25 protein-coding genes are annotated in these 25,946 nt (G+C 57.5%); 17 read left to right on the top strand and 8 right to left on the bottom strand.

Annotated elements, in window-relative coordinates:
* Positions 1 to 105: 105 nt before the first annotated feature.
* A complete protein-coding gene (locus tag ATY80_RS02080; RefSeq protein ID WP_088690826.1) occupies positions 106 to 411 on the bottom strand; it encodes a hypothetical protein in 306 nt (101 codons plus the stop codon).
* Positions 412 to 950: 539 nt separating this feature from the next.
* Here ATY80_RS02080 and ATY80_RS02075 point away from each other — a divergent pair.
* The 3 genes from ATY80_RS02075 (at position 951) to ATY80_RS02065 (ending at position 4,673) form a co-directional block, all read left to right on the top strand.
* A complete protein-coding gene (locus ATY80_RS02075; protein WP_088690825.1) occupies positions 951 to 3,059 on the top strand; it encodes a carboxy terminal-processing peptidase in 2,109 nt (702 codons plus the stop codon).
* A 23-nt stretch (positions 3,060 to 3,082) separates the two neighbouring features.
* A complete protein-coding gene (locus ATY80_RS02070) occupies positions 3,083 to 3,982 on the top strand; it encodes a transcriptional regulator (RefSeq protein WP_245306736.1) in 900 nt (299 codons plus the stop codon).
* Positions 3,983 to 4,172: 190 nt separating this feature from the next.
* Entirely contained in the window at positions 4,173 to 4,673 is a 501-nt protein-coding gene (locus ATY80_RS02065; RefSeq protein WP_141105532.1) for a hypothetical protein, read from the top strand.
* Between the two features lie 103 nt (positions 4,674 to 4,776).
* On the opposite strand, the gene ATY80_RS02060 is transcribed toward ATY80_RS02065, so the two are convergent.
* From ATY80_RS02060 to ATY80_RS02050, 3 genes are all read right to left on the bottom strand, one after another.
* Positions 4,777 to 5,013: a hypothetical protein gene (locus tag ATY80_RS02060; RefSeq protein ID WP_088690822.1), complete on the bottom strand. Its 237-nt coding sequence runs from the start codon at positions 5,011 to 5,013 to the stop codon at positions 4,777 to 4,779.
* Between the two features lie 61 nt (positions 5,014 to 5,074).
* A complete protein-coding gene (gene groL / locus ATY80_RS02055; RefSeq protein WP_088690821.1) occupies positions 5,075 to 6,703 on the bottom strand; it encodes a chaperonin GroEL in 1,629 nt (542 codons plus the stop codon).
* Positions 6,704 to 6,746: 43 nt separating this feature from the next.
* A complete protein-coding gene (locus ATY80_RS02050) occupies positions 6,747 to 7,061 on the bottom strand; it encodes a co-chaperone GroES (protein ID WP_088690820.1) in 315 nt (104 codons plus the stop codon).
* Positions 7,062 to 7,541: 480 nt separating this feature from the next.
* Between ATY80_RS02050 and ATY80_RS02045 the strand changes: the two genes are divergently transcribed.
* Positions 7,542 to 7,997: a hypothetical protein gene (locus tag ATY80_RS02045; RefSeq protein ID WP_088690819.1), complete on the top strand. Its 456-nt coding sequence runs from the start codon at positions 7,542 to 7,544 to the stop codon at positions 7,995 to 7,997.
* Between the two features lie 277 nt (positions 7,998 to 8,274).
* Here ATY80_RS02045 and ATY80_RS02040 read toward each other — a convergent pair whose 3' ends face one another.
* Together ATY80_RS02040 and ATY80_RS02035 are read right to left on the bottom strand one after the other, a co-directional pair.
* Entirely contained in the window at positions 8,275 to 9,240 is a 966-nt protein-coding gene (locus ATY80_RS02040) for a DUF6328 family protein (RefSeq protein ID WP_280950661.1), read from the bottom strand.
* A gap of 615 nt (positions 9,241 to 9,855) precedes the next feature.
* Positions 9,856 to 10,059: a hypothetical protein gene (locus ATY80_RS02035; RefSeq protein ID WP_088690817.1), complete on the bottom strand. Its 204-nt coding sequence runs from the start codon at positions 10,057 to 10,059 to the stop codon at positions 9,856 to 9,858.
* Positions 10,060 to 10,437: 378 nt separating this feature from the next.
* On the opposite strand from ATY80_RS02035, the gene ATY80_RS02030 reads away from it, so the two are divergent.
* The 5 genes from ATY80_RS02030 to ATY80_RS02010 all read left to right on the top strand — a co-directional run bounded on the left by ATY80_RS02030 (position 10,438) and on the right by ATY80_RS02010 (position 14,754).
* Complete coding sequence (locus ATY80_RS02030; protein ID WP_088690816.1) at positions 10,438 to 11,526, top strand: dienelactone hydrolase; 1,089 nt, start codon at positions 10,438 to 10,440, stop codon at positions 11,524 to 11,526.
* A 77-nt stretch (positions 11,527 to 11,603) separates the two neighbouring features.
* Positions 11,604 to 12,692 (top strand): IS5 family transposase, encoded by a 1,089-nt coding sequence (locus tag ATY80_RS02025; RefSeq protein ID WP_088690815.1) that lies wholly within the window; start codon positions 11,604 to 11,606, stop codon positions 12,690 to 12,692.
* A complete protein-coding gene (locus ATY80_RS02020; RefSeq protein WP_088690814.1) occupies positions 12,692 to 13,036 on the top strand; it encodes a hypothetical protein in 345 nt (114 codons plus the stop codon). The genes ATY80_RS02025 and ATY80_RS02020 overlap by 1 nt, the downstream gene beginning before the upstream one ends.
* Before the next feature lie 394 nt (positions 13,037 to 13,430).
* A complete protein-coding gene (locus ATY80_RS02015; RefSeq protein ID WP_088690813.1) occupies positions 13,431 to 14,387 on the top strand; it encodes an SDR family oxidoreductase in 957 nt (318 codons plus the stop codon).
* 181 nt (positions 14,388 to 14,568) lie between these two features.
* Positions 14,569 to 14,754: a DUF3008 family protein gene (locus ATY80_RS02010; RefSeq protein ID WP_088690812.1), complete on the top strand. Its 186-nt coding sequence runs from the start codon at positions 14,569 to 14,571 to the stop codon at positions 14,752 to 14,754.
* 170 nt (positions 14,755 to 14,924) lie between these two features.
* Here ATY80_RS02010 and ATY80_RS02005 read toward each other — a convergent pair whose 3' ends face one another.
* Positions 14,925 to 15,128 (bottom strand): DUF2735 domain-containing protein, encoded by a 204-nt coding sequence (locus tag ATY80_RS02005; protein ID WP_088690811.1) that lies wholly within the window; start codon positions 15,126 to 15,128, stop codon positions 14,925 to 14,927.
* A gap of 490 nt (positions 15,129 to 15,618) precedes the next feature.
* On the opposite strand from ATY80_RS02005, the gene ATY80_RS02000 reads away from it, so the two are divergent.
* From ATY80_RS02000 to ATY80_RS01980, 6 genes are all read left to right on the top strand, one after another.
* Entirely contained in the window at positions 15,619 to 16,659 is a 1,041-nt protein-coding gene (locus ATY80_RS02000; protein ID WP_088690810.1) for a glutamine synthetase beta-grasp domain-containing protein, read from the top strand.
* Between the two features lie 236 nt (positions 16,660 to 16,895).
* Entirely contained in the window at positions 16,896 to 18,842 is a 1,947-nt protein-coding gene (locus ATY80_RS01995; protein WP_088690809.1) for a tetratricopeptide repeat protein, read from the top strand.
* Between the two features lie 125 nt (positions 18,843 to 18,967).
* Entirely contained in the window at positions 18,968 to 19,099 is a 132-nt protein-coding gene (locus ATY80_RS29960; RefSeq protein ID WP_280950660.1) for a hypothetical protein, read from the top strand.
* An 11-nt stretch (positions 19,100 to 19,110) separates the two neighbouring features.
* Positions 19,111 to 20,370 (top strand): YcaO-like family protein, encoded by a 1,260-nt coding sequence (locus ATY80_RS01990; protein ID WP_088690808.1) that lies wholly within the window; start codon positions 19,111 to 19,113, stop codon positions 20,368 to 20,370.
* Positions 20,367 to 21,113 (top strand): TfuA-like protein, encoded by a 747-nt coding sequence (locus tag ATY80_RS01985; protein WP_088690807.1) that lies wholly within the window; start codon positions 20,367 to 20,369, stop codon positions 21,111 to 21,113. The genes ATY80_RS01990 and ATY80_RS01985 overlap by 4 nt, the downstream gene beginning before the upstream one ends.
* A gap of 65 nt (positions 21,114 to 21,178) precedes the next feature.
* A complete protein-coding gene (locus ATY80_RS01980; protein ID WP_088690806.1) occupies positions 21,179 to 21,448 on the top strand; it encodes a hypothetical protein in 270 nt (89 codons plus the stop codon).
* A 30-nt stretch (positions 21,449 to 21,478) separates the two neighbouring features.
* Here ATY80_RS01980 and ATY80_RS01975 read toward each other — a convergent pair whose 3' ends face one another.
* Positions 21,479 to 21,871, bottom strand: a complete 393-nt coding sequence (locus tag ATY80_RS01975; RefSeq protein ID WP_088690805.1) for a helix-turn-helix transcriptional regulator — start codon at positions 21,869 to 21,871, stop codon at positions 21,479 to 21,481.
* A 238-nt stretch (positions 21,872 to 22,109) separates the two neighbouring features.
* Here ATY80_RS01975 and ATY80_RS01970 point away from each other — a divergent pair, with 238 nt between their 5' ends.
* Together ATY80_RS01970 and rbbA are read left to right on the top strand one after the other, a co-directional pair.
* The gene (locus tag ATY80_RS01970) at positions 22,110 to 23,177 is read left to right on the top strand and encodes an HlyD family efflux transporter periplasmic adaptor subunit (protein ID WP_088690804.1); all 1,068 of its coding nucleotides are present in this window, start codon (positions 22,110 to 22,112) and stop codon (positions 23,175 to 23,177) included.
* The gene (rbbA, locus tag ATY80_RS01965; RefSeq protein WP_088690803.1) at positions 23,174 to 25,945 is read left to right on the top strand and encodes a ribosome-associated ATPase/putative transporter RbbA; all 2,772 of its coding nucleotides are present in this window, start codon (positions 23,174 to 23,176) and stop codon (positions 25,943 to 25,945) included. Before ATY80_RS01970 ends, rbbA begins: the two co-directional genes overlap by 4 nt.
* The last annotated feature ends 1 nt before the right edge of the window (position 25,946 follow it).

Below are 25,946 nucleotides of genomic sequence, written 5' to 3'. Positions count from 1 at the left end.
CAACAACGCTTGTGGCAGCCATCGACATGCACTCGACGTGATCGCGGAAATCATAGTACCCAGTCGTGGCTGGATATCACCTCCGCGAAATGGCGAGGCGAGTTCTTAAATACCCGACCCGTCGAGTTCTTGGGCGTCATCACCCTCCCAGGGAGAGGGCATTGAGGTGCGATTGAGATTAGCCGAAGGCATCGGCATCCAGCACTTCAATTCCGCCTCGGCGTATTCGACAATGCGCCCGGGCGATGAGTCAGAAGCGCGCCAGCCTTCTGCACCGAACTGATCGCCGTTCGACCAATACGCCAGGTCAACTTCTGCCGCACCCTGTTCGGACGGACGGATCGTGACGAGGATCCGACTTCCGTCTTTCGGCGCGCTTCCCATATGGCGCCAGCGGTCTGGCTCGTCCATCATTTTCCTCCTGCCCATTTAACAGGGTTCAAGTGTCACCTCACCATCGAAAACGGTCAACCCAAACTTTGCTGGACCGATGCGCTGTCGATGAACCGCCCGAGACGAGCCGTTTGCGGGTCTGGCGGTGCATCCTTCCTTTTTTGTCGCGTATCGGCAGAGGGCAGGGGAGAACGCGACCGGCTCTGAACCTTCGGCATGACATTGCGGTTCGCCGCCCATCGAGCCTGTTAGTGATCATCAAGCAAGGCGATCGGCCCTGGCTTTGAGAGCATCGCACCACAGAGGTCATCTTTTTTGCTGCGGCATGTAACCAGGACAGCGAGAACGAAATCATCTTGTAATGATCGTTCGCGCGATGGCGTTCGACAGCCGTTCGGGCCGGGATGGCAGTCTTTGGGTTGGTCCTGCTTGTCGGACGAAACGAATTCTCATGCATAGGAATTGGCGCGCATGATCGATCCGGTTGCCAAAAAACCATAATTGCTTCACCAAGATCCTATATCGACACTCCGCATTAAGAATTGGATCAACACTGAATGCGCATACCATACGTCTTACTTGGTGCATTTCTTGCACTCGTACCGTCCGCACATGCTGAGGTCGCGTCGCCGCCGCTTTTGGCGCCGCAAAAGCAACAGGCACAAGCGGCTCAGTTGAGTGCACAATTTCTCACGCGGTTCAGCTATAAGCCCATTCCACTCGATGATGCCTTGTCGGCGAGGATCATGGATCGGTTCATCAAGTCGCTTGATCCGGACCGCGTGCTCTTTTTGCAGGCGGACATCGACAGGTTCATGGCGGACCGCAGCGCGATCGATGATGGGATCGCTCGAGAGGACCTGAAGATCCCGTTTGCGATCTTCAACGTTTATGAGAAGCGTGTTGCCGACCGTATGAAATACGCCCGCGACCTGCTTAAACAGGACGTCGATTTCGGGGTGCAGGAAACCTATTCCGTGCTGCGCGACAAAGCTCCTTGGCCACAATCGGAAGCGGAGAGCAATGAACTGTGGCGCAAGCGTGTCAAAAGCGACTGGCTGCGGTTGAAACTGGGCGGCAAAACCGACGCCGCCATCCGCGATACGCTCGACAAACGTTACGCAAATGCTCTCGAGCGCATTTACAAGTACAAAAGCGACGACGTTTTCCAGTCCTTCATGGATGCCTATACTAACTCGATCGACCCGCATACGGACTATTTCGGCGCGAATGCTTCGGCCGATTTCAATATCGCGATGAAACTTTCGCTGTTTGGCATCGGTGCGGTCCTGCAGGAGCGTGACGACTACACGACGATCCGTGAGCTCGTGCCTGGTGGACCGGCGCAGCTGTCCGGAAAGCTGTCGGTTGGAGACCGCATTACCGGCGTCGGACAGGGCAAGAATGGAGCAATCAAAGACGTGGTGGGCACGCGCCTGGATGAAGTCGTCCAATTGATTAGAGGAAAAAAAGGCTCTCTCGTGCGCTTGGACATCCTGCCGGCGGATGCTGGAGCAGATGGCACCCATCGCGTTATCAGCCTGGTGCGCGATAAGATCAGCCTCGAAAAACAGGCCGCCAGCAAGGTCGTGCTGCCCGTGAAACTCGGCGATGCGACCCGGAAAATCGGGGTGATTACCCTGCCGGCATTCTATGAGGATTTTGAAGCCAAGCACAGAGGAGACAAAGACTACAAAAGCGCAAGCAGCGATGTCGCCAGGCTTTTAAATGAGCTGAAGCAAGAAGGGGTGGACGGCGTTCTCATTGATCTGCGCAACAATGGCGGCGGTTCATTGGACGAGGCGATTGATATGACCGGCCTGTTCATCGGTCATGGCCCGGTCGTTCAGCAACGCGGCAGCGACGGTAAGGTGACCGTGAGAAGTGCTGATTTTTCAGCGCCTGTCTGGGCTGGTCCCCTTGGCGTTCTGATCAATCGCGGGTCGGCCTCGGCTTCGGAGATTTTTGCTGCAGCAATCCAGGATTACGGTCGAGGTGTGGTTGTCGGTGAACCCAGTTTCGGCAAGGGTACCGTTCAAACCGTCGTCGATCTTGATCAGATGGTTCGTAACAGCAAGCCCGAATTTGGCGAGCTGAAAGTGACCATCGCCCAATTTTTCAGAATCAATGGCGGTACGACGCAACTGCGCGGCGTGACCCCTGATATCAACTTGCCGGGACTTTCGGATCCGACACATTTTGGTGAGACAAGTTATGACAACGCTCTGCCCTGGGCACAGATCAAGCCGGCGAATTATGTGCCCGCTGGTACCGTAACGACGCTGCTGCCGGCACTGCAAAGCCGCCATGACTCGCGGGTTGCGAAAGACCCGGACTTCCAGCGTCTCGTAGATGACATTGCCGACCTGAAGGCGCGGCGTGAGAAGGGGGTTGTCTCTCTCAATGAAGCCGAACGTCGCAAGGAATTGACTGCTCGAGAAAATGAACTCAAGCAAGCAAGCGATGGCGAGAATGCTGATGAAGACGACGGTCTGGAGGCAAACGAGCGCAGCCTGAGCGCTGATCTTGCCATTGAAAGCGCCCGCAAGAAGGCAAAAGACGTTTTGCTGGATGAAGCCGGTGCAATTCTGGCCGATGAGGCGGACTTGTCCGAAGGAAGGCTAAAGGCAGCCACAAAACAAGTAGGCGGCTCGGAGGGAAAATAGTCGTATTCGAACCGCACGAGAGCTTGCGCAACTGCTTTTGCTATTTGTACCTGCGTGATTTTATCACAAACAGGGTGGCAATGGGGCATTCATGCAATTACGGGCCCTCCACTGCCAATATTCTCATCCAAGCGCCATCTCTGTGGCATCCCTCTCGACTGACCCCGCTGACAAGGCTATTGGCAAGGACAAGCAACAATGCGTCTGGTCGGCATCACCTCCCTCGGCAAGTTCAAGGTTCTGACAACATGAGAAAGCCACAACGAAACTTCGTTGTTGAATTGAAATCCGGTCGTCGGCGGCCGACATCGAAACCGATCTCGATCTGGGGCAATCTGGATCTCAAAGCTGTTTCGGCGGCGATCAGTGCTGACATCGGCGCTGGCGCGGGTGATCAGATTGCAGACAGTGCAATTTCTTCAGCGCCGGTGGGGCCCAAGCAAAAGCCCTTATTGACAACGCCACTCGAGCAGCCAACATCGGTGTTGGCACCACAGGAGGGATTTATGGCCAACGAAACCAATGCAACGGTCAATAGCGAGCCGGTGATCAGCGATACTGCAATAGTGGCGGAGCAAAAAAAGCAGCGTGCACCGCGCACCAAGAAGGCGGCGCCGGAGACGGCAACTGCCGATATCAAGGTCGAAACCCTGCCAGCCGCTGCACCACCAAAGCGGGGCAGGCCGGCGCGGACTGACAAAACCACGCCGATGGCCGCTGATGTCGCAGGCAAAGCGAAGCGGGTTGGCAAGACGCGCGCTGCAAAGACCACCCCTGCCGCTAAGACTGCACCGATCTCGGCTGCGGACGACATGGCAGAGCTGGTCCGCCTGGAGGAGGAAAACCAGATGCTGCGCAAGTCGCTTGCACAAAAGCTTCGCCAGGAAAACGCGGATCTGCGCAAGCGCCTCGGTCTTGGCTGACGATTTTGCCTGACTGGCAGCCTGCAAGCGGATCGGCTATCGGCGACCGTATTTAATCCTGCTCCCTGGGCTATAGACATCGGCGGCGATCGGAGCGCGGCCGATGCATTTCCAAGGGCTGTTCGACGGCAGGGAGCAAACGCGAGGTTGAGGAAAGATGGTGGCGTCCCCTTGGAAATTTCTCGTTGGGTTGACGAGGCGACATGGCAAGGACAATGATGGCGCAGCCATCACGGACACATCTGAAACGCCGATAGCCAATGATACGCGGGTGCCGGCTCCCCTGCAGCCGCGAGCCGCATCGTCGCCGGCCGCCGACGCCGCACGGGACGCCGCCGACCCGAGCAACCTGCATTCAAACACCTCTGACGATGGTTCCGATCTTGCTAAGGTCGTCGAAGAACCGGTTGGTGCGAACAAGATCGATGATCTCGCCCCGACGACGGGCCTCGGCTTGCAACCCGAGCCTGTCTCGGTTTCGGAGGCCACGAGGTCGCGCAAGGCGCGTGCGCTGCGTAAGAGAGATGCTTCTACCGAGATCCAATCGGCGACGCCCTCGACGGCTCCTGCCGTATCCAACGACTTTCTAACTCTCGATGACGAGATCCGGCAACTGCGCAGCCAGTTGGCGAAGAAAGTTCAACTTCAAAACGACCAGCTGCGAAAGATGCTGGAGCGATTTGAGCGTTAGCCAGCGAGAACAAACATCCAGGCGAAGATCGATCCGGTAAAGCAAGGAACGGCGAAGGCCTCGACAAGGGCACGCGCGCCAGACAACTCATACTGTGAAGCTATCACCGCTCGATCGGTTCGAAGAGGCCACGCGCTACCTCGACCATCGACTGCAGGTGCTTGGGGTCGCGAACACCTTGTCGGTAAAGCGAGATGATGAGGCTGGCTATCAATTCGGCTTCGTCGCTGTCCTTTGTCACCTGATGATCGGTTCTGATCTCGTCGAAAACGCGCTGGCAGGTTTCGAGATCGCGGGAGTCCAGCGGTACCTGCGATCGGTTCATGATCGTTGGAACCATCCTAATTTCCTCCGAAAAGGCCCGCCCGGGTCGGGGCGGGCCAGTATCGAACGATCTTAATTTAGAAGTCCATGCCGGGACTGGTTGGCATTGGCGAGGCACCATCCTTCTTGGGCTTCTCGGCGATCATTGCCTCCGTCGTGACAAGAAGACCAGCAATGGATGAAGCATCCTGAAGCGCGGTGCGAACGACCTTGGCCGGGTCGATAACGCCCTGTGCAAAGAGGTCACCATATTGACCTGTCTGAGCGTTCCAGCCGTAGGAGAATTCGCTTATCTCGCGCAGTTTGCCGACGATGACGGAGCCTTCCGCTCCAGCATTTTCGGCAATCTGGCGTACCGGCGCCTCGATCGCGCGACGAACGATATCGATGCCGACGCGCTGATCGCTATTGTCGGTCTTAAGGTCGTCGAGCGCCTTGATGGAGCGTAGCAGTGCCACGCCGCCACCGGGCAGGATGCCTTCCTCGACCGCTGCGCGGGTTGCATGAAGCGCGTCATCGACGCGGTCTTTCTTTTCCTTCACTTCGACTTCGGTCGAGCCGCCGACGCGGATGACGGCAACGCCACCAGCGAGCTTGGCAAGACGCTCCTGCAGCTTTTCGCGGTCGTAATCGGAGGTGGTCTCTTCGATCTGAGCCTTGATCTGCGCAACGCGACCGGAGATTTCGGATTTGGAGCCAGAACCGTCGACGATGGTGGTGTTCTCCTTCTCGACCGAAACCTTCTTGGCGCGACCAAGCATGTTGAGCGTGACATTTTCAAGCTTGATGCCGAGGTCTTCGGAGATGACCGTCCCCCCCGTGAGGATGGCGATGTCTTCAAGCATGGCCTTGCGGCGATCGCCGAAGCCCGGAGCCTTGACAGCAGCAATCTTCAAGCCGCCGCGCAGCTTGTTGACGACGAGCGTAGCAAGAGCTTCGCCTTCGACGTCTTCAGCGATGATGAGGAGCGGCTTGCCGGTCTGAACGACAGCTTCGAGAACCGGCAGCATAGCCTGCAGGTTCGAGAGCTTCTTCTCATGAATGAGGATATAAGGATCCTCGAACTCGACCCGCATCTTGTCCGCATTGGTGACGAAGTACGGGCTGAGATAGCCGCGGTCGAACTGCATGCCTTCGACGACTTCGAGTTCGGTTTCAGCGGTCTTGGCTTCTTCGACGGTGATAACGCCTTCATTGCCGACCTTTTCCATGGCTTCCGCTAGGAAACGGCCGATTTCGGCATCGCCATTGGCCGAGATCGTACCGACCTGCGCAATCTCGGAGTTGTTGGAGATCCTGCGGGCGTTAGCCTTCAGTTCGGCGACGATGGCGCCAACAGCGAGGTCGATACCGCGCTTCAGGTCCATCGGGTTCATGCCGGAGGCAACCGCCTTGGCGCCTTCCTTGACAATGGACTGAGCGAGGACCGTCGCTGTGGTTGTTCCATCGCCGGCAATGTCGCTGGTCTTCGAAGCAACTTCGCGGACCATCTGGGCGCCCATGTTTTCGAACTTGTCTTCCAGCTCGATTTCCTTGGCGACCGAAACGCCGTCCTTGGTGATGCGCGGAGCGCCGAAGGACTTGTCGATGATGACATTGCGGCCCTTGGGGCCGAGCGTTACCTTCACGGCGTTGGCGAGAATGTCGACGCCACGCAGCAGCTTTTCACGGGCTTCAGTATTGAATTTGACATCTTTCGCAGCCATTTTTCACTCCTGTTTGACGACTTGATTGATAGCGGAGAGCCACTCAGGCGGCTCTCTTTTGTTCTGTCGAGCCTTCGATAATGCCCATGACATCGCTTTCTTTCATGATCAGCAAATCCTCGCCGTTGATCTTGATCTCGGTGCCAGACCATTTTCCGAACAGAATGCGGTCGCCAACGTTGACATCGAGCGCCTGGATGTGGCCGGTGTCGTTGCGCGCGCCAGGGCCAACGGCAATCACCTGACCCTCCTGCGGCTTTTCCTTGGCTGTGTCGGGAATGATGATCCCGCCCCTGGTCTTTTCTTCGGAATCGATCCGGCGAACGAGAATGCGGTCGTGAAGCGGTCGGAACGACATGTTTCCTCCATGAACAAACAATGTTGACACCATCGCCCGAGCGGATCATCAGCCCGGGCGGCTGCAAGGCCTCGCGAGCGCCTCGCGCGAATGATCTGGTCTTGCGATTTTTCAATTTCAAGAGGATTGCAAGAAAAAATTAGCACTCACCTAGCTGGACTGCTAAAGCGCTGAAAATCAACATCAAATAAACGAACGCTGCCTCACAGACACTCCGAACATGGCCTCGTGGTCGGACGTGCAATGAAAAGACGCCGAGTTGCTCAGCTTTTTCATGGCAGTTGTTTCCGCCGGAGCTTGGAGCAGCGGTCTGGCAGCCCCGTGTGGCGATGCAGCACGCCTCCAAATTGCTTTCATCGTTCAGTCGATCCTTACCGCGCCAGCCGTCCTGGTCCACCCGAGAGTCTCGAGGCCGATCTGCTGGGATGACGTGGAACTGAACGGCCATCATGCAGTTATTCAACAAACGGAGGCAACGCGATGTCCAATGTTTCGAGAGCCGGCGGCGAGGACCCTAACAATGCTACGAGTGGGACAACCTTTGGCAGATCAGTTGAGAGCCAAGGCCAAAGGCATGACGCCGCGGCTGCGGCATTCGAAGGCTCTGAAGGGGAATTGCTGAATATCTACCGTCTTGAGCCGCTCGCGGCGCCGGATGATCCAAGATGGGGAAATGCTACCAACCATGGCATCGTCGTCGTTGCAGCCCGCACCGCCGGGGACGCTCGCATCGTCGCAGCAACTCGTGAGCTCGATTTCATGGAAGTGGACGCAGCGCCCGCAGAAGACGTTACGACGTCTAATGCCAGTGCCTTTCGCGACGATAAGCTATATTCGGTCGTGGAAATCGATAGAGGCAGGCGTGACGTCAAACGCAGCGTGCTCGAAGGAACCGTTTCGGTCAATACGATCCTGCCGGTCCAGACTGATTTTTAGCCCAAACCGCGTGATGTCTGTCGTGCGAAAAGGGATAACCGAGCGAAAGCCGGTCGAGCACTCCCGAAGCCGATCGCATCGACTGCTGCGCGAACAATTGCCGCAGAGACGGTTTTCTTTCGTTGCTGAGTGGCAAACCGCGAAATCTGCCGCTCGCGCTGGCAAAATCCATTCCCGTGAGGATGCGACTGTTTTCGAATTTGCAGATCATCGGGGCCTGCATGCGCGACGGTGCGGGAATTCGAAAAAGACGATCGCCGCGGCTGCAATGCGTCTCTCATTTCCATAGGGCGCCGTCACGTCGAACACGTGTCCACCAGGGCCAGAGATGCCAGAATCCGATCAGCATGAGAGCGCAGGCCGCTGCCACAATATTCGCAATGATAGGGCGTTGGGTAACCTTCCCGATCACGACGTGAATATCAGCTGCTAAACCCAAGGCTAGAAAAACGGTGGCGGCAAGCAGGAATCGGCTCGCGACATGATAAAACTCCGCCACCTCAGTGCCGTCGTAAACGATACGATGGTATGCTGCGGGTGTCACCAAAAGCATGGTCGCAAGCGCGACCGTACCAAGCGCGACGCAATGAAGCGCTTTCGCTGACGCGTTAAGGTCGGCAAACCCACTCGTCAGTACGATTGCAAGCTGGAAACCCAGCAATGCCTGGGCACCGGGCAATACCACGCGCGCTTCCGTTAACACATAATCGATCTTGGCGGCAGTCGATGTCTTTTCGTCGAAAGTAGCCATAGCGGAATCTCCATTGCCGTTGCGAAGCAGTCTTGGCCCGTACCACAACCCCACTGCTATCAGGCTCCCAAGCGTGCCGGCTGCAACCCCCGCCCTGATGCCAAGGCCGCGGCTTATGGCAACGCCAATGTCTAAACCGAGTGCAACGGCAAATGGGGCAAGCAGCAACAGCGACAGCCGTGTGACGAAACTGTTGAAATCCCGCGTCGCTTCTCCGCGCTCTACAATCCGATGACGCGCGCTCGGTGTAATCAGAAGCCCAATGATCACGACCATGACACATAAGACGATGACTTCGATCCCTTTCTCCAGCCGGCTCAGATTGGAAAACGCGTCTTGAAACGGCGCCTGGAACTGGAAGCCGAGCAGGATTTGCGCGCCGAGCATCAGCATTCGCAACTCGTCGAGAGCTGTCTTCGTTCTATCGGCCAGAGACACCTGCTCGACCTTTCTCTTAGCGCAAGCTGATCGACCGCTTCGTGCATTGTTCATGCATGGTAACCCGTCACTCCAAACGAAGGTTCCTTGCTAGCCTCGTATTCCAAGGCGAAACCTCGCGCGAGGCGTGGCGCCCCCATTGTCGAAATCAAACCGGTCCAGCGACGTGTATGTCTGCGCAATCGAACGCCAGCCAGCGGCGCTGTTTCAATGTGTGATGGCCTGGCTGGTGGGGCAGGGCAGCGAACGTCTGCCCAAGTCGCATGCCCGGAACGCGCTTGAGGAGGCGCTCGTGCCGAAGGGCACGCGATCAGCCTAAATTAAACCATTGGCAAGAGCGATGGACAGGCACTCCTGGACGACCCCAAACCATCTTCCATTCTTTCGATCGCAAGGGACCCGAGCGCGCTCGGGTCTATTTTGTTGCTAACAGAGGCGAGAATAGCGTCGCATCGCGGGCTACCATGGCGCAAATTTCGAGGCAATCCGCCTTTTGATCCCGAGATGACGCTGACGCCGCCCTTTCGTCTGGGGTATCCGGCTGGTTTGTGAAGGGTTCTTCCTTTAAAAGGGACGCGACAATGAGAACGTTTCCGACGGCCGCTTGCGGGTGCCGCAGCCGCGGCTTCAACACACCGGCTCTTGCCGGTCGTGGCTGCCCGCAACACGTCAATGCAAGGTCATCGCTCGCGCGGGCACTGCTATCTCCTCGGCTGCGAGGCCATCGAGTGCGACCACCACCTCATCAAGGGACCAACCGGCACTCAGGGCGTGATCGACCAACGTCTGAAATTCGCTTCCTAAATACGCTTTGCAGTCTTCAAGACGGTCTGACGAGATAACAATACCGCGCGGATCTAGCATTTTGTTCATCGCCTCATCCTTTCTCAAACATAACAGGAGTGTTAGGTCGATTGTTCCAGGTGAGCCTTTTGAGCGGATTTACAAGATTGCGGCCGCGCACGCGCCAGTATCAATGCAGAGAGGACAAGCTAACGACCCGGCGGTTAACACGACAAAATGCGAAAGCTTGGGGCAGTGCTGAGCAACATCAGACGATGTTGACGCAGGACTTTTGCCGTGCGTGGGCGGCCCACACGAGCGTCCATTTCAAACACAAACATTTTTTTAAACATTAATGCACGTAACGTTCTAAATCGTGATCCTGGACGTTCGAAATCACGATCTAGGGCGCGCATCGCTTTCCAGTTCGACACAGGTTCCAACACAACCCCGAGCGTGAGGAGCGTCATGCAAGTATTGGTCAAAATCGCTGCAACCTTCTGCGCCAGCGTTCTTTCACTCACCATAGCGCAGCATTCAGCCGCAGCAAGTGCATTCGTCGGCGTACGGCAGATCACAGCGCCCTCCAAGGAGCGAGGCACTGAACTTCCAGTGACCGTTTGGTATCCGGCCGAAGCTGGTGGCAGGCCTGTCACGCTCGGCGAGAGTCGGTTCTTTTACGGAACTGACGCCATGCTCGACGCCCCTATCGCGCACGGACGATATCCCATTATCTTGCTATCTCACGGCGCTGGTTTAGGGGGAACGCCCCTAGCGATGAGTTGGATTGCAACGCCCTTAGCAAAGCACGGGTTCATCGTGGCAGCACCTGTTCATTTCGGGAACGCAGGGGCTAACAAGTCGGCAGCCGAAACGATGAAACTTTGGCTACGGCCTGCCGATATCAGCGCAACGCTCGACGCGCTGGAAAAGCAGCCGCTTTTCGAAGATCACCTTGACGCGGGAAAGACCGGTGTGCTTGGGCTTTCGATGGGCGGCAATACAGCCTTGGCCTTGGCTGGTGGTCGTATCGATCCAATCCGTCTGGCGAGCTATTGTGACAACGACGCTCTCAATCCTTCACTTTGCGGATGGATAAAGCAAAGTGGCGTTGACCTTCATGCCATGGACATGAAACTTGCTGATCGCGACAACGAGGACAAGCGGATCGAGTTTGCTATGGCAATCGACCCCGCCCCAGTAGATGTTTTTAAGACAGGACCATTTTCTAAGGTTTCCATCCCCGTCGAGATCGTAAACCTGGGCCAACCTGGCGCGATCCCCCCGACCGTGCTCGCCTCAGGAATCGCAAGAGCCATCCCGGGGGGCATGTATTCGGCGATAAGGAATGCAAGCCATTACAGCATGTTCGGAGTGTGCAAGCCGGGTGTGTCGGAAATAGCCAAATCCGAAGATATCGACGAACCCATTTGTTCCGATGGCGATGGGCATTCGCGCCTCGAAATCCACGAGGAATTGATCAATTTGGCCATTGAGGCTTTTGACCATAGACTGAAGAACGGCGCGCTGGTGGCACGGTTTCCTCAAACGCCCTAGCCAGGCTGCTGAAAAAGACCCTGGCGCACAGACTCTTGTCGTGATTCACTCGCTTCATGGCGATTTGGAGCTGATGGATGCGCGGCGGCGATGTAAGGACGGAACTCTTCAGCTATGTCGATCTGGAGGATCGTGTTCGAAAAGATCATCCTCTACGGGCCATCCGGCAGATCGTCAACGAAGCGCTCGTTTCACTGGAACGAGATTTTGCGGCGCTTTATTCACCGATCGGACGGCCGTCGATCGCGCCTGAAAAGCTTCTACGTGCCATGCTTTTGCAGGCCTTCTATTCGATCCGTTCAGAGCGACTGCTGATGGAACGGTTGGAATACGATCTTCTCTTCCGCTGGTTCGTCGACATCGGCATTGACGATCGCTCTTGGGACCATTCGGTGTTTTCGAAGAACCGCGACCGGTTGCTTGAAGGTGACATCGCTGCAAAGTTCCTGGGTGCAATCCTATCTCAGCCCAAGGTAAAGCGGCTGCTGTCAACGGACCACTTCTCGGTCGATGGCACGCTGATCGAAGCCTGGGCGTCGATCAAGAGCTTCAAGCCGAAGGGAGGTTCGGGTGAATCACCGTCGGATGCCGGCGGTCGGAATGTGGAAGCCGACTTCCATGGCGAAAAGCGTTCCAACGAGACGCATGCTTCAACGACCGATCCGGATGCAAAGCTATATAGGAAGGGAAAAGGCAAGGAGGCCAAGCTGTGCTTCATGGGGCATGGGCTGATGGAAAACCGCCATGGCCTGCTAGTGAATGCCTATTTGACAGAGGCCAGCGGTTATGCCGAACGCATCGCGGCTCTTCACATGGTCGAACCTTTCTGCAGCCGGCCACAGGCAATCACGCTGGGTGCCGACAAGGCCTATGACACCAAAGACTTCGTCAAAGATTTGCGGTCGATGAAGGTGACGCCGCATGTGGCGCAGAACGTCAATGGTCGCCGCTCGGCCATTGATGGGCGCACGACGCGCCATTCGCGCTATGGGGTCAGTCTGCGCATCCGCAAGCGCATCGAGGAGGCGTTCGGCTGGATCAAGACCGTCGCGGGGCAGGACAAGACGAAGTTCCGCGGCCGCGACCGCGTCGGATGGGCCTTCACCTTCACGGCCGCCGCCTATAATCTGGTGCGGCTTCCGAAGCTCATGACGGAGACAGGCTGATGGCCAGAATATCTCCCTTCGCCAAGGCTTTCGCCGGTCGTTGGCGCATCGTCGAGACGGACAACTGGGACAACGACGTCCTCGATCTCGTCGAAGAGGCGCATCTGACATTCCACGGCGCGTCAGACGGCGAAATCGCCTTCGTCGCGCTCAAGGGCTTCCTCGATGTCCGCTACGGCACACGCGACGGATCAGCCTGTGCAGAGTTCTCATGGGAGGGACAAGACGAGAGCGACCCGGTTTGTGGTCGCGGATGGGCAGCTCTCGGCTCCGCCGGACGCCTTGTCGGGCACTTCTACGTCCACAACGGAGAAGATTCAGGCTTCGTCTGCGAACGCGACTGACTTCTTCAACAGCCTGCTAGTGAATGCAGTCGCTGTGCATTGTCTGAGGGGCGTGCTCGGGAAGCCGAGTTCGGGTTGCAAACCTCACTCTGCAGTCCGTTACGGCAATAGGTTCGTCCGCGAAGGACCTCCAAAATGTCTGGCGCTTCTGACGCCACTTAACGCCGATCACCTCAAACAGCAGTGGCTTGATCTTTCGAGAATGGTGACCGCGTCTGGTCTCCAGCAGCGATGATGCTTGGATTGTCACGTTCGTTACTCACGAGGAAGCGGTTCCATCACAAGAGCGGCTTTCCTCTTTACCTCCCTCTTGCGCCGCACATTCGCAAATGCTCGGGCGCGGCAAACTTTTCGCGCGGTTCGGAGTTCTACCTTCTCAACCAAGGAGGAAGACATGTCATCGAAAGCCACCGCTCAGAAGCAGCGAGAGATCCAGAAGGAAGTCGAACACGCCGACAGGAATGCAAAACCAAAGCCGTCCGGAGCAATGCAGGCCGGAGCCCGTCGCTATCCGGAGCCACCATTGCCGAAAATCCATCAAGACAAACCAGGCTCGCAAGCCGATCTTCCCTTAGCCCCAATGTGCGATGCGCCGTTCTATAAGGGATCGGAGAAGCTGATGAACAAGGTTGCACTCATCACCGGCGGAGATTCCGGCATTGGACGATCAGTGGCGATCCTGTTTGCCCGCGAGGGGGCTGATATTGCCATCGTGCACCTCGACGAAGCTGAAGACGCCGAACAAACCAGAGCTGCAATCGCAAAGGAGGGACGCAAGTGCTTGATTATCCGCGGCGACGTCAAGGATCCCGCCTTTTGCCGGACGGCCGTTGAGAAGACCGTGATGCAATTCGGGCATCTCGACATCCTCGTCAACAACGCCGCCTTTCAGGTTCATACCCAGAGCATCGAAAATCTTCGCGACGAGCACTTCGATGAGACCCTGAAGACGAACTTATATGGCTATTTCTACATGGCAAAAGCGGCCATCTCGCATCTCAAGAATGGCTCCGCGATCATCAACACGGGTTCGGTTACAGGTCTCGACGGATCCAAGGATTTGCTCGATTACGCCATGACAAAAGGCGGCATTCACGCGTTTACGCGATCACTTGCAGCCCAGCTTGTGCCGCGCGGTATTCGCGTCAACGCCGTCGCGCCAGGGCCGGTGTGGACGCCGCTCAATCCTTCAGACAAGGAGGCCGGGGATGTGGAGAAATTCGGATCTCAAACGGCAATGAAGCGCCCCGCGCAGCCTGAAGAGATCGCCCCGGCATACGTGTTTTTCGCATCACCACAAATGTCGAGTTACATCACCGGCGAGATCCTGCCAATCGTTGGCGGATATTGATGCCGCGCGCACGACGCGTCCACTGGTTGCTCTGATCCTGCCCTGGCCACAGGAGCTTGGAGGTAACGGCAGTCCTGGTCGGGCAGAAGGCACCTTTTGCGTGCTCGTGAGCCGGGCAGCCGAAGCAGGAACTTTGTCGCCTGCGAACCGTTTCCTGTTCCCGAGATGAGGAGAAGGCAAGATGCCAGCAAAATCCAAAGCGCAGCAAAAAGCCGCCGGAGCCGCCCTTGCGGCAAAGCGTGGTCAGATGTCAAAGAGCAGGCTGAAGGGAGCATCCAAGGAGATGGTCGACAGCATGAGTGAAAAACAGCTCGAGGAGTTTGCCTCGACAAAACGCAAGGGAAAGCCAGACCGGGCCTCAAGCTGACGTTCTGATTTTAAAGGCGGCCAAAGCCCTTGGCCATGCGCCGCCCACATTTTTCGCAATCCTGATCGATGAGCCAGCGATACAGCAGGCGCTGTGCGCCGCCGGTCGTGTGTTCCCTCGCATAGGACGTCCCAAGCCCCGCCATCAGGCAGCGGCAGCTTCACAAGACATCAATCAACGACGCGGGGCGTGAACTTTGGCAGTGTTGGCTCTGCGGTTTCATTGATCGCCTCGTCGTGGTACCAGCAGCTTTCATAGACTGAAGGGATCAAATCCCGTTCAATGTCGACTGCAGGACGTCGCTCCGTCGTGGAAAAGCGCTTTGCCGGAAACGCGTAAACTGTTGCGGTCTCATGGTTCACACCAATGGCCATGGAAAGCCTCCTTGCTCGTCGACGCCCGAGAACGTTGAAGCGACTATAGCAGACATGCACAGTTATTGCGCGATCTGATTGAAAAAAGTGCACGATTTGTTGGAATTGTGAGCATTCGAATCTGCTCGCATTTAAATCAGGCTTTCAAAATGTTGAAAGTGTAATCAATTGCATAGAAATCAGACAATTGTGTCGTGCTGCGAAAAAATGTTTGGATCGCCGCCACCCCTGAACGACAGCGGCAGAATGCACGCTGCGCCATTGTCGTCGGCATCTAACTGCTTGACTCCTCTGTCAGTTCGCTACGCGCTCTTCTCTCAAGAGGCAAGCTCGGTGGACCGGATTGCCGAGTGATCTCGATCGGCTTCACTCGCGGTACCCAAACTGGCACGCCGCGTGCATGTGATTAGGCATCCCTTCGCGGGCTGCTCGCCAAAACGGTCGGTTCGCTTGAGGATTTGCTCACGATTTATGTTTGAGAGACTCGCAAATGACCAAGTATAAGCTCGAGTACATCTGGCTCGATGGGTACACCCCGGTACCAAATCTCCGCGGCAAGACGCAGATCAAGGAATTCGACGCTTTTCCGACGCTCGAGCAGCTGCCGCTGTGGGGCTTCGACGGTTCCTCCACGATGCAGGCAGAAGGCCGCAGCTCTGACTGCGTGCTGAAGCCGGTCGCGATCTATCCGGATCCGGCGCGCACGAACGGCGTTCTTGTCATGTGCGAAGTCATGATGCCCGATGGCGTCACTCCGCATTCGTCGAACAGCCGCGCCACCATCCTTGACGACGAAGATGCCTGGTTTGGCTTCGAACAGGAATACTTTTTCTACGAGAACGGTCGTCCGCTTGGCTTCCCGGAAACCGGCTATCCGGCTCCGCAGGGCCCGTACTATACCGGCGTGGGCTACAAGAATGTCGGCTCGATCGCTCGCGAGATCGTCGAAGAGCACCTCGACCTGTGCCTTGCGGCCGGCATCAACCATGAAGGCATCAACGCCGAAGTGGCCAAGGGTCAGTGGGAGTTCCAGATTTTCGGCAAGGGTTCCAAGCGCGCGGCCGACCAGATCTGGATGGCTCGCTATCTGCTCCTGCGCCTCTGCGAAAAGTATGGAATCGACATCGAATTCCACTGCAAGCCGCTCGGTGACACCGACTGGAACGGCTCCGGAATGCACTGCAACTTCTCGACCAAGTTCATGCGCGAAGTTGGCGGCAAGGCCTATTTCGAGGCGCTGATGGCCCAGTTCGATAAGAACTTGCAGGCTCACATCGACGTCTATGGCCCTGACAACCACCTACGCCTGACAGGCAAGCATGAGACGGCCCCGTGGAACAAGTTCTCCTATGGTGTTGCTGACCGTGGTGCTTCGATCCGTGTACCGCACTCCTTCGTCAAGAACGACTATCGCGGTTACCTGGAAGATCGTCGCCCGAACTCACAGGGTTGCCCCTACCAGATCGCTTCCCAGGTTCTGAAGACGATCTCTGAAGTCCCGACCGCTGGATTTGCTTCGGCTGCTGCATAAGCGTCTGAGCTGCATTCTGCAAAATGGCGTCGATCGGAAGATCGGCGCCATTTGTTTTTTGGTGACTTCAGCAGAGGTGGATGGACCGGAAGAACATTTCCGGGCGGTGGCGTTTCGGTAAGTTCCTTGCGAAAATCATCTACCGGTTGATAAATTCAACCGAACACGCATAATCCTTTTGCGTTGCCATTGTTTGCCCCTATACTTGACTTGGATCTTATAATCGCGAGCTGCTCGTGACAGGCAAACAGAACCGTCTTCTCCGTCTACTTGGAACGCCCGCGCTTTTTGCCGAGGGCGGCGAGATCGTCTTGCCGGAGAAGGCTTACGGGTTACTTGCTTTCCTCGTAACTGCACCGCAATACACGATGGAGCGGGAGATCCTGCGGGCAATCCTGTGGCAGTCCGATCAATCCAAACAACGAGCCGGCAGCCTGCGCCAGCTTCTGGCGCGAATTGACCGCAGCGTCCCCGACAGCCTGCCACGTCTGGTCAAGGCGACGAATACCCACGTCATTTTCAACCATGATGACTGGGACGCAGACGTGCTGGTTCTTCACGATACTGCGCCGCCCCTGGCGCGACCAGAGTGGGCGCTGCTTCGCGGCGATCTTGTCGAGGGTTTCAAGGCTCCGACGATTGAGGCCGAAGAGAGGATTGTCGTCGAGCGTCAGCGCATCGAGCAACGCCGCGAGGCACATATCGTCGCGCTACTGGACACGCCGGAGAAACGGACGTCTGACGACATCCTGATGCTTGCAGGCTCGCTGCTTGAAGCCGACGCTGCGAACGAAGTCGCCTGCCGGGCGCTGATGCGACGACATGTGGATGCCGGCGATCTCGCCGCTGCTCGCCAGGTGTATTTGCGTTGCCGCAATGAGCTGAAAGCAGAATATGGCGCAGAGCCGGCTGCCCAGACCCTGGCTTTGGCGCAGGAACTCGGCATCATTTCACCTGCCTCGCTTCAAGGGCCGTTGAAGATCGTCCCGGGCAACATACCCACTGATCCGGTCGGTCAACCGCGGGTGCTCATTCTGCCGCCAGACACGATCTTGTCTGATCCGGTGCTGCAGCGCGTGGGAAGAGCACTTTTGGAAGAGGTCACGATCGGGTTGAGCCAGCAGCGCGGCTTCAAGGTGATTGCCGCGCACACGAGCCTGGAAATCGTCAATCGCAGTCTCACTGGCGATGCCATCGTGCCGACGCCCCCCGAGCTGCGGTTCGACTACACTGTCTATGTCACCATCCATGGTCGTGAGGACGACATCTACTCGACGTGCCGACTGACGAAGACCTCGACGGCGGAGGTGCTCTGGGCGATCGATCTGCCGCTTGCCATGCAGAAGGTCAATCAGTCCTTTGCTCAGCTTGCGCGACGTATTGTGATGACGCTTGCCGATACCATCGAGCGGCGCGAGCTTCTCGATATGACGCATGACGTCAATCCATCGGCCTATCGCTTGTACCTCGAGGGAAAGCGCCTGGTTTCGAAGACCGATCTGCAGCATCTGCGCCAGGCGCGCAAGTGGTTCAAATCGGCGCTCTCCCGCCACGACAGGTTTTCATCGGCTCACGCTGGAATGGCCCGCGTGCTCGGTATGGAGTGGCTCGTGCGCGGGATGAAGGATACGCAGTTGCTGGAGGAGGCGGACCGCTCCGCCTGGCTTGCACGCGACAGCGACCCCAACAGTGGCAGGGCAATGCGCGAACTGGGCTTCGTCGCTCTCTATCGCCGCCGCTTCGACGATAGTCTCGACTTTTTTGCCGAAGCGCAGATGCTGAACCCGAATGATGCCGACATTCTCGCCGATCATGCTGATGCCTTGCTGCATGATGGTCAAAGTGATCGGGCGCTGGAGTTGAGCCTGGCAGCGCTGAAGCTCAATCCTTTGCCTCCTGACTATTATTACTGGAACCTCGGTGGTATCCATTTCGTCCAGGAAAACTACGCAAAGGCGATCGAGGTCCTGGATCGCGTCAAGGATCGTCCTGCAACCTCTAGGCTTCTTGCTGCATCTCACGCGAAGAACGGTGACTTGAAAACTGCGTCCCGATACGCCTCAATCGTGCTTGAGAATTTTCCCGATTTCCGCACGGATGACGTCTGGCAATTCGTGCCGGACCGCAACCCCGACGACACGCGTCAGCTGATTGACGGTCTTCGGATGGCAGGATTGTCCTGAAGCGTTACACCTGCGGCGCTTTAAGGGCGCCCTTAGCACGGATCTTGGTCACGCCGAAATAACGCCCGTTGAGGCATGCTTCTCCTGTCCGCAGCATGACGCTGCTTCCAGCAGGAGATGACACAATGACGACCACCCAGATCAAGCCAGTCGCAGTCCGCCTTTCCGCTGCCGCCCAGGCCGTTCTTAAGCAGGAAGCCATCCAGCTTGACACGAACGCCACGGCAAACATCGTTCATGCGCTGAAGTTTCGTTGAGGCCGAAGCGAATGTCTGTTCAGACCGCACTCGAGCGCCTGGCGCAAGATCTCAGCTTGTCATCGGCCAGCATCAACAGCTATCACGACCGTTCACTGACGCCTGGACAGACATTCGCGGCCATCAAGCCCTATTTCAAGGAACTCGGCATTACGCGGGTGGGATTGCTCACCGCGCTCGACCTGATCGAGATCCCCGTTGCTTTCGCGACGCGTCCGAACAGCTACACGCTTTCCGTTTTTCAGGGAAAAGGCATCGACGAAGAGGCCGCAATGACCTCGGCCGCGATGGAAGCCGTCGAGACGCGCATTGCGGAAATCCAGCCAGGCGACCTGGTGATGTCGACGCTGGAGGGGATGAGGGCCGAGCATGCGCCGATCATCGACCTCGAGTCGGTCGCCCGATGTGTTCCCTCGGAGATCGGGTCGCAGCCGATCGCCTGGAGCGAGGGCCTTGACATCATGTCCGGGCGCCCTGTTTTCGTGCCGTGGCCGCTTGTCGGTCTTGATCATCGGGGCGTGCGCCCCTCCGGATTCGAGCAATCGAGCGATGGTCTTGCATCCGGAAATCGGCCGGCGGAAGCTGTGCTTCACGGACTTTGCGAGCTCGTCGAACGTGATGCCTGGGCGCTGACGCAATTGCGTCCATACGAGCAGCTGCGTGGCGCCCGGATCGACCCGGCCGCCTTCGGCGATGCCGTCGTGGATATCATCGTCGATCGCATCAAGCGCGCTGGAATGCGTCTCCTCCTGCTCGACATGACGACCGATATTGCCGTTCCCAGTTTTCTCGCCGTAATCATTCCCGATCACCTTGGGGAGCGCGTGGATGCTCGCTGGACCCATGTTTGCGGAGGATGCGGATGCCACCCCGATCCTGTCCGCGCAGCGCTGCGCGCCATCACCGAGGCAGCACAGAGCCGTTTGACCGCGATCGCCGGTAGCCGCGACGATTTTTCCCCGCGTTTATACCAGAGGCTCGACAAGGGAGGGCCGATGCAGGACCTCATCAATCTTTGCGACGAAGTGCCCGTCGCGCCCATGTTCTCTTTCGACGCGGCGCCGCGCAGCATCCAGGAAAATATCAGCAACGTCCTCGAACGCCTCAAGGCGAGAGGTGTCGATCAGGTGGTGGCTGTGCCGCTTGCCCATCCACGCCTGCCGGTTTCGGTCGTCCGCATGATCGTTCCGGGCCTCGAGGTAGATGTCAGTGGCGAGTTCATCCAACTCGGACTGCGCGCCGTCAACGCCATGCAGGGGAAAATGCAATGAAGGTCATATTTGCAGGCCCAAGCTTCGGCGCCGATATTGGCAGGCTTCGGCACGAGAACCCGTTTATCGCGTTTCGCAGCCCGGCAGCGCGCGGTGATATACTGCAGGCTGTGCAGCAGGGCGCTCGGGCGATCGGGATTGTCGATGGTTACTTTGGCGAAGTACCATCCGTATGGCACAAGGAAATCCTCTATGCATTGGAGCACAATGTCGTCGTTGCAGGCGGCGCCAGCATGGGCGCGCTGCGCGCTGCCGAATGCGCAGCGTTCGGGATGGTCGGCCTGGGTTCGATCTATGAGGACTATGCGGAAGGTCGCCTGATCGACGATGAAGCTGTGGCGCTTGTGCATGCGCCGGAAGAACTCGGCTGGTTGCCGTTGTCGATCCCTTGGGTCGACTTTCAGCCGACGGTCGATGGCCTGTACCGGCAGGGCGCCCTCTCGCTTGCTGAACACAAGATGCTGTTGCTTGCCGGTCGTGCGCTCCACTTTTCAGAGCGCACCTATCAAAGGGCCGTGGAGAGCTGTGCATTTGTCGGCGAGGGTCGCGCGAACACGATCCTGCGGCTGATCCGCGCCAGAAGGATCGAGCGCAAGCGTCAGGATGCCGAACGCGTCCTCGAGTATTTGCAGGAGGTGGAGTTTGCCGATCAAGAGCGTGACTGGGGCTTCGCCGCCACCTCTCATTGGGAGCACTTGCGGGCGGAAGTCACGACAGCCGTTACGCCTGTAACGCTCGAGTAACGCCCGACCCGAATGATGGGAATCGTTGAAGCTTGGAAGGCTCATCAACAGAGAAGGCGACGGCAATGAACATTCTGACGAGGGACGAGGGAACGGGTAGCGAGTACGCCAGGATCTTCCGGTTGCTCTCTGCCGCGAAAGATGAGGCCCAGAAGCTCAAGCTGCACAATCTGCTGCACTTGACCAATATGGCACTCCTGCAGGTGGTGATCGATTGGGACGGCATCGACCCTGAACGCGAGCTTGATGCCAACCTCGAAAAGCTGATCGGCAAGAAGACGCAGGTCGCAATGAAGGATGCCAGCGAGAACCTCGTGCTTCTCGACTGCCATTGACGCTCGGACCGCCGATCTGCGATCACGGAGCTATTCGGTTTCGCCCAATTCCATGCCGGCAATTGCCTGCACGAGCTTTACGATCTTCTTGCGAACCTGTTCATTTTTGATCGACAGGAATGCGGCGTTAAGCATTACGCCGTCGCGGGAAACAACGAATTCCTCGCTGGGCGTCGGATTGTCGTTGGCGATGCCGGGTTGGACGTCCTCGAAGAACGATCGGACATCGACATCGAGCGCGCCGGCGATCTCAACAAGCATGCTCGCGGAAACGCGGTTCGATCCCTTTTCGTATTTTTGAATCTGTTGAAACGTGACGCCGACCCGATCGCCAAGCTCGGTCTGCGATACCTTGCGCATCAAACGCTTTATGCGGATCGTCTTTCCGACGTGAACATCAACTGCATGGGGTCCATCTTTCATGGTTCTCTCCTTCCAAAGCGGGTTGTTGCGCGACTATTATGCTAGCGATCAACCTAACGGAGATAATTGAACGGATCAATTGTGTTGTTCCGTTTTTATTTTGTGTCGAGTGGATCGCTCAAGGTATTGAAGAAGCGGCCATCCACAAGATTCGTGATGATTTTAACGTCAAAACACTGTTATTGTTGTGATCAACCATAGATCGTGACTGCTATTCGAATAAATTTGAGAGGTCAGCATGTCGGCAAAGAAGAATTGGCTTTTCATTGCCTTGCTCGCCATTTTGGTCGTCGGTGGTTACTACGCATGGCAGACATTCTCGAACGGGGGCCTGCCTGATGGTATTGCCAGCGGCAATGGGCGCATTGAAGCGACCGAAATCGACATCTCGACAAAGACTGCAGGCCGCATTCAGGACATTGTCGTCAATGAGGGTGATTTCGTCGCAGCCGGCCAAGTGCTTGCCCGAATGGACACCGAGCAGCTCGAAGCGCGACGCCGTCAGGGCCAGGCGCAGTTGCGCCGGGCCGTCATCGGAGTTGACACCGCAAACAGTCTTGTCAAACAACGTGAAGCAGAGCACGCCGCGGCCATCGCCGTCGTTGCTCAGCGCGAGGCGGAGGCCGACGCGGCGCAGACCAAGCTCGCGCGGTCGGAGCAATTGCGCAAGAGCAACACGATTTCGCAGCAGATTCTGGATGACGATCGCGCCGCTGCCCAAGGAGCAAAGGCTGCGGTTGCGGCAGCCCAGGCGCAGCTTGCCGCCGCAGAGGCCGCCATCACTTCTGCGAAGGCGCAGGTGGTTGACGCGGAAGCTGCCGTCGATGCCACGGAGGCCGAGATCGAAAGCATCGAGGCCGACATCGCCGACAGCGTCCTGAAGTCGCCGCGTGAGGGCCGTGTGCAATATAAGGTGGCGCAGCCGGGCGAAGTCCTTGCAGCAGGTGGACGGGTGCTCAACATCGTCGACTTGAGTGATGTCTACATGACGTTCTTCTTGCCGACAGACCAAGCGGGGCGCGTGGCGATGGGGGCAGAGGTACGGCTGGTGCTTGATGCGGCACCGAAATATATCATACCGGCCAGCGTGACCTTTGTTGCAGACGTCGCCCAGTTCACGCCTAAGACCGTCGAGACGCAGGAAGAACGCACCAAGCTGATGTTCAGGATCAAGGCCCGGATCCCGCCGGACCTGCTGCGCAAATATGTTCAGTTCGTCAAGACGGGCCTCCCGGGCATGGCCTATGTCCAGCTTGACCCCAAGGCGGAGTGGCCCGACCATATTTCCGGGCCGGTGCTGCAATGAGTGGCGAGCCAACCGGCGCGACAGATCGCCCGGTCGCCCGCATCGCGGGCGTCAGCCTTGCCTACGGAAAAACAAAGGCGCTTGACAACATAACGCTCGAGTTGCCGGTGAACCGCATGATTGGCTTGATCGGTCCCGATGGCGTTGGCAAGTCGAGCCTTCTTTCTCTGATCGCAGGTGCGCGTGTTATCCAGACAGGGACGGTTGAGGTCCTCGGCGGCAATATTGCCGATGTGACACATCGCAGCATAACCGCCCCGAAGATCGCCTACATGCCGCAGGGGCTCGGCAAGAACCTTTACCCCACACTGTCGGTTTTCGAGAACGTCGACTTCTTTGCCAGGCTCTTTGGTCAGGCAAAGAAGGAGCGGGAGGCGCGCATTGCAGGACTACTGAAGGGGACAGAGCTCAGCTCCTTTGCCGATCGGCCGGCCGGCAAGTTGTCTGGGGGAATGAAGCAAAAACTCAGTCTTTGCTGTGCGCTGATCCATGACCCCGATTTGCTCATTCTCGATGAGCCGACGACCGGCGTCGATCCTCTGTCGCGGCGCCAGTTCTGGGAGCTGATCGACAGCATTCGGCAGGCTCGCCCGCACATGAGCGTCGTTGTTGCAACGGCCTATATGGAGGAAGCAGCGCGTTTTGACTGGCTGGTCGCGATGGATGGTGGCAGGATCCTGGCAACTGGAACGCCGGCCGAGCTCATGAAGGCCACCGCAACGGCTAATCTCGATGCGGCCTTCATCGCGCTTCTTCCCGAGGAGAAGCGCGCCGGACACAGCGCTGTTGAAATGCCACCGCGCGCGGTTGGCGCGCAAGACGAGATCGCGATAGAGGCCAGCCATCTGACGATGCGCTTTGGCAGCTTCACAGCCGTCGATGACGTCAGTTTTCGCATAGCGCGAGGCGAGATATTCGGGTTCCTGGGCTCGAACGGCTGCGGCAAGACGACGACGATGAAAATGCTGACGGGCCTTCTGCCGGCAAGCGAAGGAACGGCGCATCTCTTCGGTCGCGAGGTCGAACCACAAGATATCGAGATCCGTCGTCGCGTCGGCTATATGTCGCAGGCTTTTTCCCTCTATACCGAGTTGACGGTTCGCCAAAACCTCGACCTTCATGCGCGCCTGTTCAGCATGGACCCACAGATGATACCGGTTCGCATTGAGGAAACCATGCAGCGGTTCGATCTGAGCGATGTCATGGACGCCTTGCCCGATGCCCTGCCGCTCGGCATACGCCAGCGCCTGTCGCTGGCAGTGGCAATGATCCATTCCCCAGATATTCTGATCCTTGACGAGCCGACGTCAGGCGTCGACCCTGTCGCCCGTGACAATTTCTGGCAGATCCTGTCGGATCTGTCGCGAAACGAGAATGTTACGATTTTCGTCTCGACCCATTTCATGAACGAGGCGGCCCTGTGTGATCGGATATCGTTGATGCATGCCGGAAAGGTGCTTGTGAGCGATGCACCTGGCGCGCTTGTGAAAGCGCGTTTGGCGACCAGCCTCGAAGAGGCCTTCATCGCCTATCTCGAAGATGCGATCGCAGACAGGCAGTCAGCGCCTGCAAGCTTTGCTGCTGCGAATGTCAAAGCGGACGAAGCTGCGGAAAAGCAAGAGTCCGGTAGGCCAGGGCGGATCTTCGATTTTCGAAGGATGTTCGCCTACACTCGCCGTGAGGCGCTTGAACTGAGACGCGATCCCATTCGTGCGACGCTGGCGATCCTCGGGAGTGTCATCCTCATGTTCGTCATTGGCTACGGCATCAACATGGATGTCGAGAACCTCACCTTCGCCGTCCTTGACCGCGACGATACGACGATCAGCCAGGACTATATCCTGCAGATATCCGGTTCGCGCTACTTCGATGAACGGTCGCCGATCATCGACTATGCGGATATGGATCGCCGGATGAGGTCGGGGGAACTCAGCCTCGCCATCGAGATCCCGCCGGGCTTCGGCAGGGACGTCTCGCGTGGCCATAGCGTCGAGATCGGGGCCTGGATCGATGGCGCCATGCCGAGCCGGGCCGAAACAGTTCGCGGTTACGTCGAGGGAATGCACGCTGAATGGCTTGCACGCAAAGCGCGCGAGCGCGCCAGCGTGGCAGCGACCGCTGCAAATTTCCACCTGGATGTGCGCTACCGCTACAATCCCGACGTGCAAAGCCTTGTTGCCATGGTGCCCGGTGTCATTCCCCTCCTGCTGATGATGATCCCCGCAATGCTTGCCGGCGTTAGCGTCGTGCGTGAAAAGGAACTCGGCTCCATCATCAATTTTTACGTGACGCCGGTTACGCGCATCGAATTCCTGTTTGGCAAGCAATTGCCCTATATCGGGCTTGCGATGCTGAACTTCTTCATGTTGACAGCTTTCGCTGTGTTCATCTTTCGCGTCCCCTTCACGGGCAGCTTTTTGACTTTTGCCCTTGCCGCGCTGATCTATGTGACGATAACGACCGGTATGGGGTTGCTGATCTCAGCCTTCATGAACAGTCAGATAGCAGCGATTTTCGGGACTGCTCTGATAACCCTTATTCCCGCCGTGCAATACTCGGGCATGATCGATCCCGTATCATCGCTCCAAGGGCTCGGCGCCTTCATCGGTAAGATTTATCCTGCCGCCCATTTTGTCACAATTTCGCGTGGCACCTTTTCCAAGGCATTGGGCTTTGACGACCTGGTCGGCTCCTTCGTACCGTTGCTGATTGCCGCCCCGGTGGTGATGGGCCTGGGGGCAGTGCTTTTGAAAAAACAGGCGAATTAAC

The organism is Rhizobium sp. R711 (genome assembly GCF_002211365.1).
Taxonomy (GTDB): domain Bacteria; phylum Pseudomonadota; class Alphaproteobacteria; order Rhizobiales; family Rhizobiaceae; genus Rhizobium.
Note: the sequence above shows the minus strand (reverse complement) of the source record. Positions and strands in the feature narration are given on the sequence as shown.

What these genes read in the sequence shown, in the direction of transcription:
- ATY80_RS02080 (WP_088690826.1), bottom strand. Translation starts at nt 411, where the DNA reads ATGGACGAGCCAGACCGCTGGCGCCATATGGGAAGCGCGCCGAAAGAC.
- ATY80_RS02075 (WP_088690825.1), top strand. Translation starts at nt 951, where the DNA reads ATGCGCATACCATACGTCTTACTTGGTGCATTTCTTGCACTCGTACCG.
- ATY80_RS02060 (WP_088690822.1), bottom strand. Translation starts at nt 5,013, where the DNA reads ATGGTTCCAACGATCATGAACCGATCGCAGGTACCGCTGGACTCCCGC.
- groL (WP_088690821.1), bottom strand. Translation starts at nt 6,703, where the DNA reads ATGGCTGCGAAAGATGTCAAATTCAATACTGAAGCCCGTGAAAAGCTG.
- ATY80_RS02050 (WP_088690820.1), bottom strand. Translation starts at nt 7,061, where the DNA reads ATGTCGTTCCGACCGCTTCACGACCGCATTCTCGTTCGCCGGATCGAT.
- ATY80_RS02045 (WP_088690819.1), top strand. Translation starts at nt 7,542, where the DNA reads ATGTCCAATGTTTCGAGAGCCGGCGGCGAGGACCCTAACAATGCTACG.
- ATY80_RS02040 (WP_280950661.1), bottom strand. Translation starts at nt 9,240, where the DNA reads ATGAACAATGCACGAAGCGGTCGATCAGCTTGCGCTAAGAGAAAGGTC.
- ATY80_RS02035 (WP_088690817.1), bottom strand. Translation starts at nt 10,059, where the DNA reads ATGAACAAAATGCTAGATCCGCGCGGTATTGTTATCTCGTCAGACCGT.
- ATY80_RS02030 (WP_088690816.1), top strand. Translation starts at nt 10,438, where the DNA reads ATGCAAGTATTGGTCAAAATCGCTGCAACCTTCTGCGCCAGCGTTCTT.
- ATY80_RS02025 (WP_088690815.1), top strand. Translation starts at nt 11,604, where the DNA reads ATGCGCGGCGGCGATGTAAGGACGGAACTCTTCAGCTATGTCGATCTG.
- ATY80_RS02020 (WP_088690814.1), top strand. Translation starts at nt 12,692, where the DNA reads ATGGCCAGAATATCTCCCTTCGCCAAGGCTTTCGCCGGTCGTTGGCGC.
- ATY80_RS02015 (WP_088690813.1), top strand. Translation starts at nt 13,431, where the DNA reads ATGTCATCGAAAGCCACCGCTCAGAAGCAGCGAGAGATCCAGAAGGAA.
- ATY80_RS02010 (WP_088690812.1), top strand. Translation starts at nt 14,569, where the DNA reads ATGCCAGCAAAATCCAAAGCGCAGCAAAAAGCCGCCGGAGCCGCCCTT.
- ATY80_RS02005 (WP_088690811.1), bottom strand. Translation starts at nt 15,128, where the DNA reads ATGGCCATTGGTGTGAACCATGAGACCGCAACAGTTTACGCGTTTCCG.
- ATY80_RS02000 (WP_088690810.1), top strand. Translation starts at nt 15,619, where the DNA reads ATGACCAAGTATAAGCTCGAGTACATCTGGCTCGATGGGTACACCCCG.
- ATY80_RS29960 (WP_280950660.1), top strand. Translation starts at nt 18,968, where the DNA reads ATGACGACCACCCAGATCAAGCCAGTCGCAGTCCGCCTTTCCGCTGCC.
- ATY80_RS01990 (WP_088690808.1), top strand. Translation starts at nt 19,111, where the DNA reads ATGTCTGTTCAGACCGCACTCGAGCGCCTGGCGCAAGATCTCAGCTTG.
- ATY80_RS01985 (WP_088690807.1), top strand. Translation starts at nt 20,367, where the DNA reads ATGAAGGTCATATTTGCAGGCCCAAGCTTCGGCGCCGATATTGGCAGG.
- ATY80_RS01980 (WP_088690806.1), top strand. Translation starts at nt 21,179, where the DNA reads ATGAACATTCTGACGAGGGACGAGGGAACGGGTAGCGAGTACGCCAGG.
- ATY80_RS01975 (WP_088690805.1), bottom strand. Translation starts at nt 21,871, where the DNA reads ATGAAAGATGGACCCCATGCAGTTGATGTTCACGTCGGAAAGACGATC.
- ATY80_RS01970 (WP_088690804.1), top strand. Translation starts at nt 22,110, where the DNA reads ATGTCGGCAAAGAAGAATTGGCTTTTCATTGCCTTGCTCGCCATTTTG.
- rbbA (WP_088690803.1), top strand. Translation starts at nt 23,174, where the DNA reads ATGAGTGGCGAGCCAACCGGCGCGACAGATCGCCCGGTCGCCCGCATC.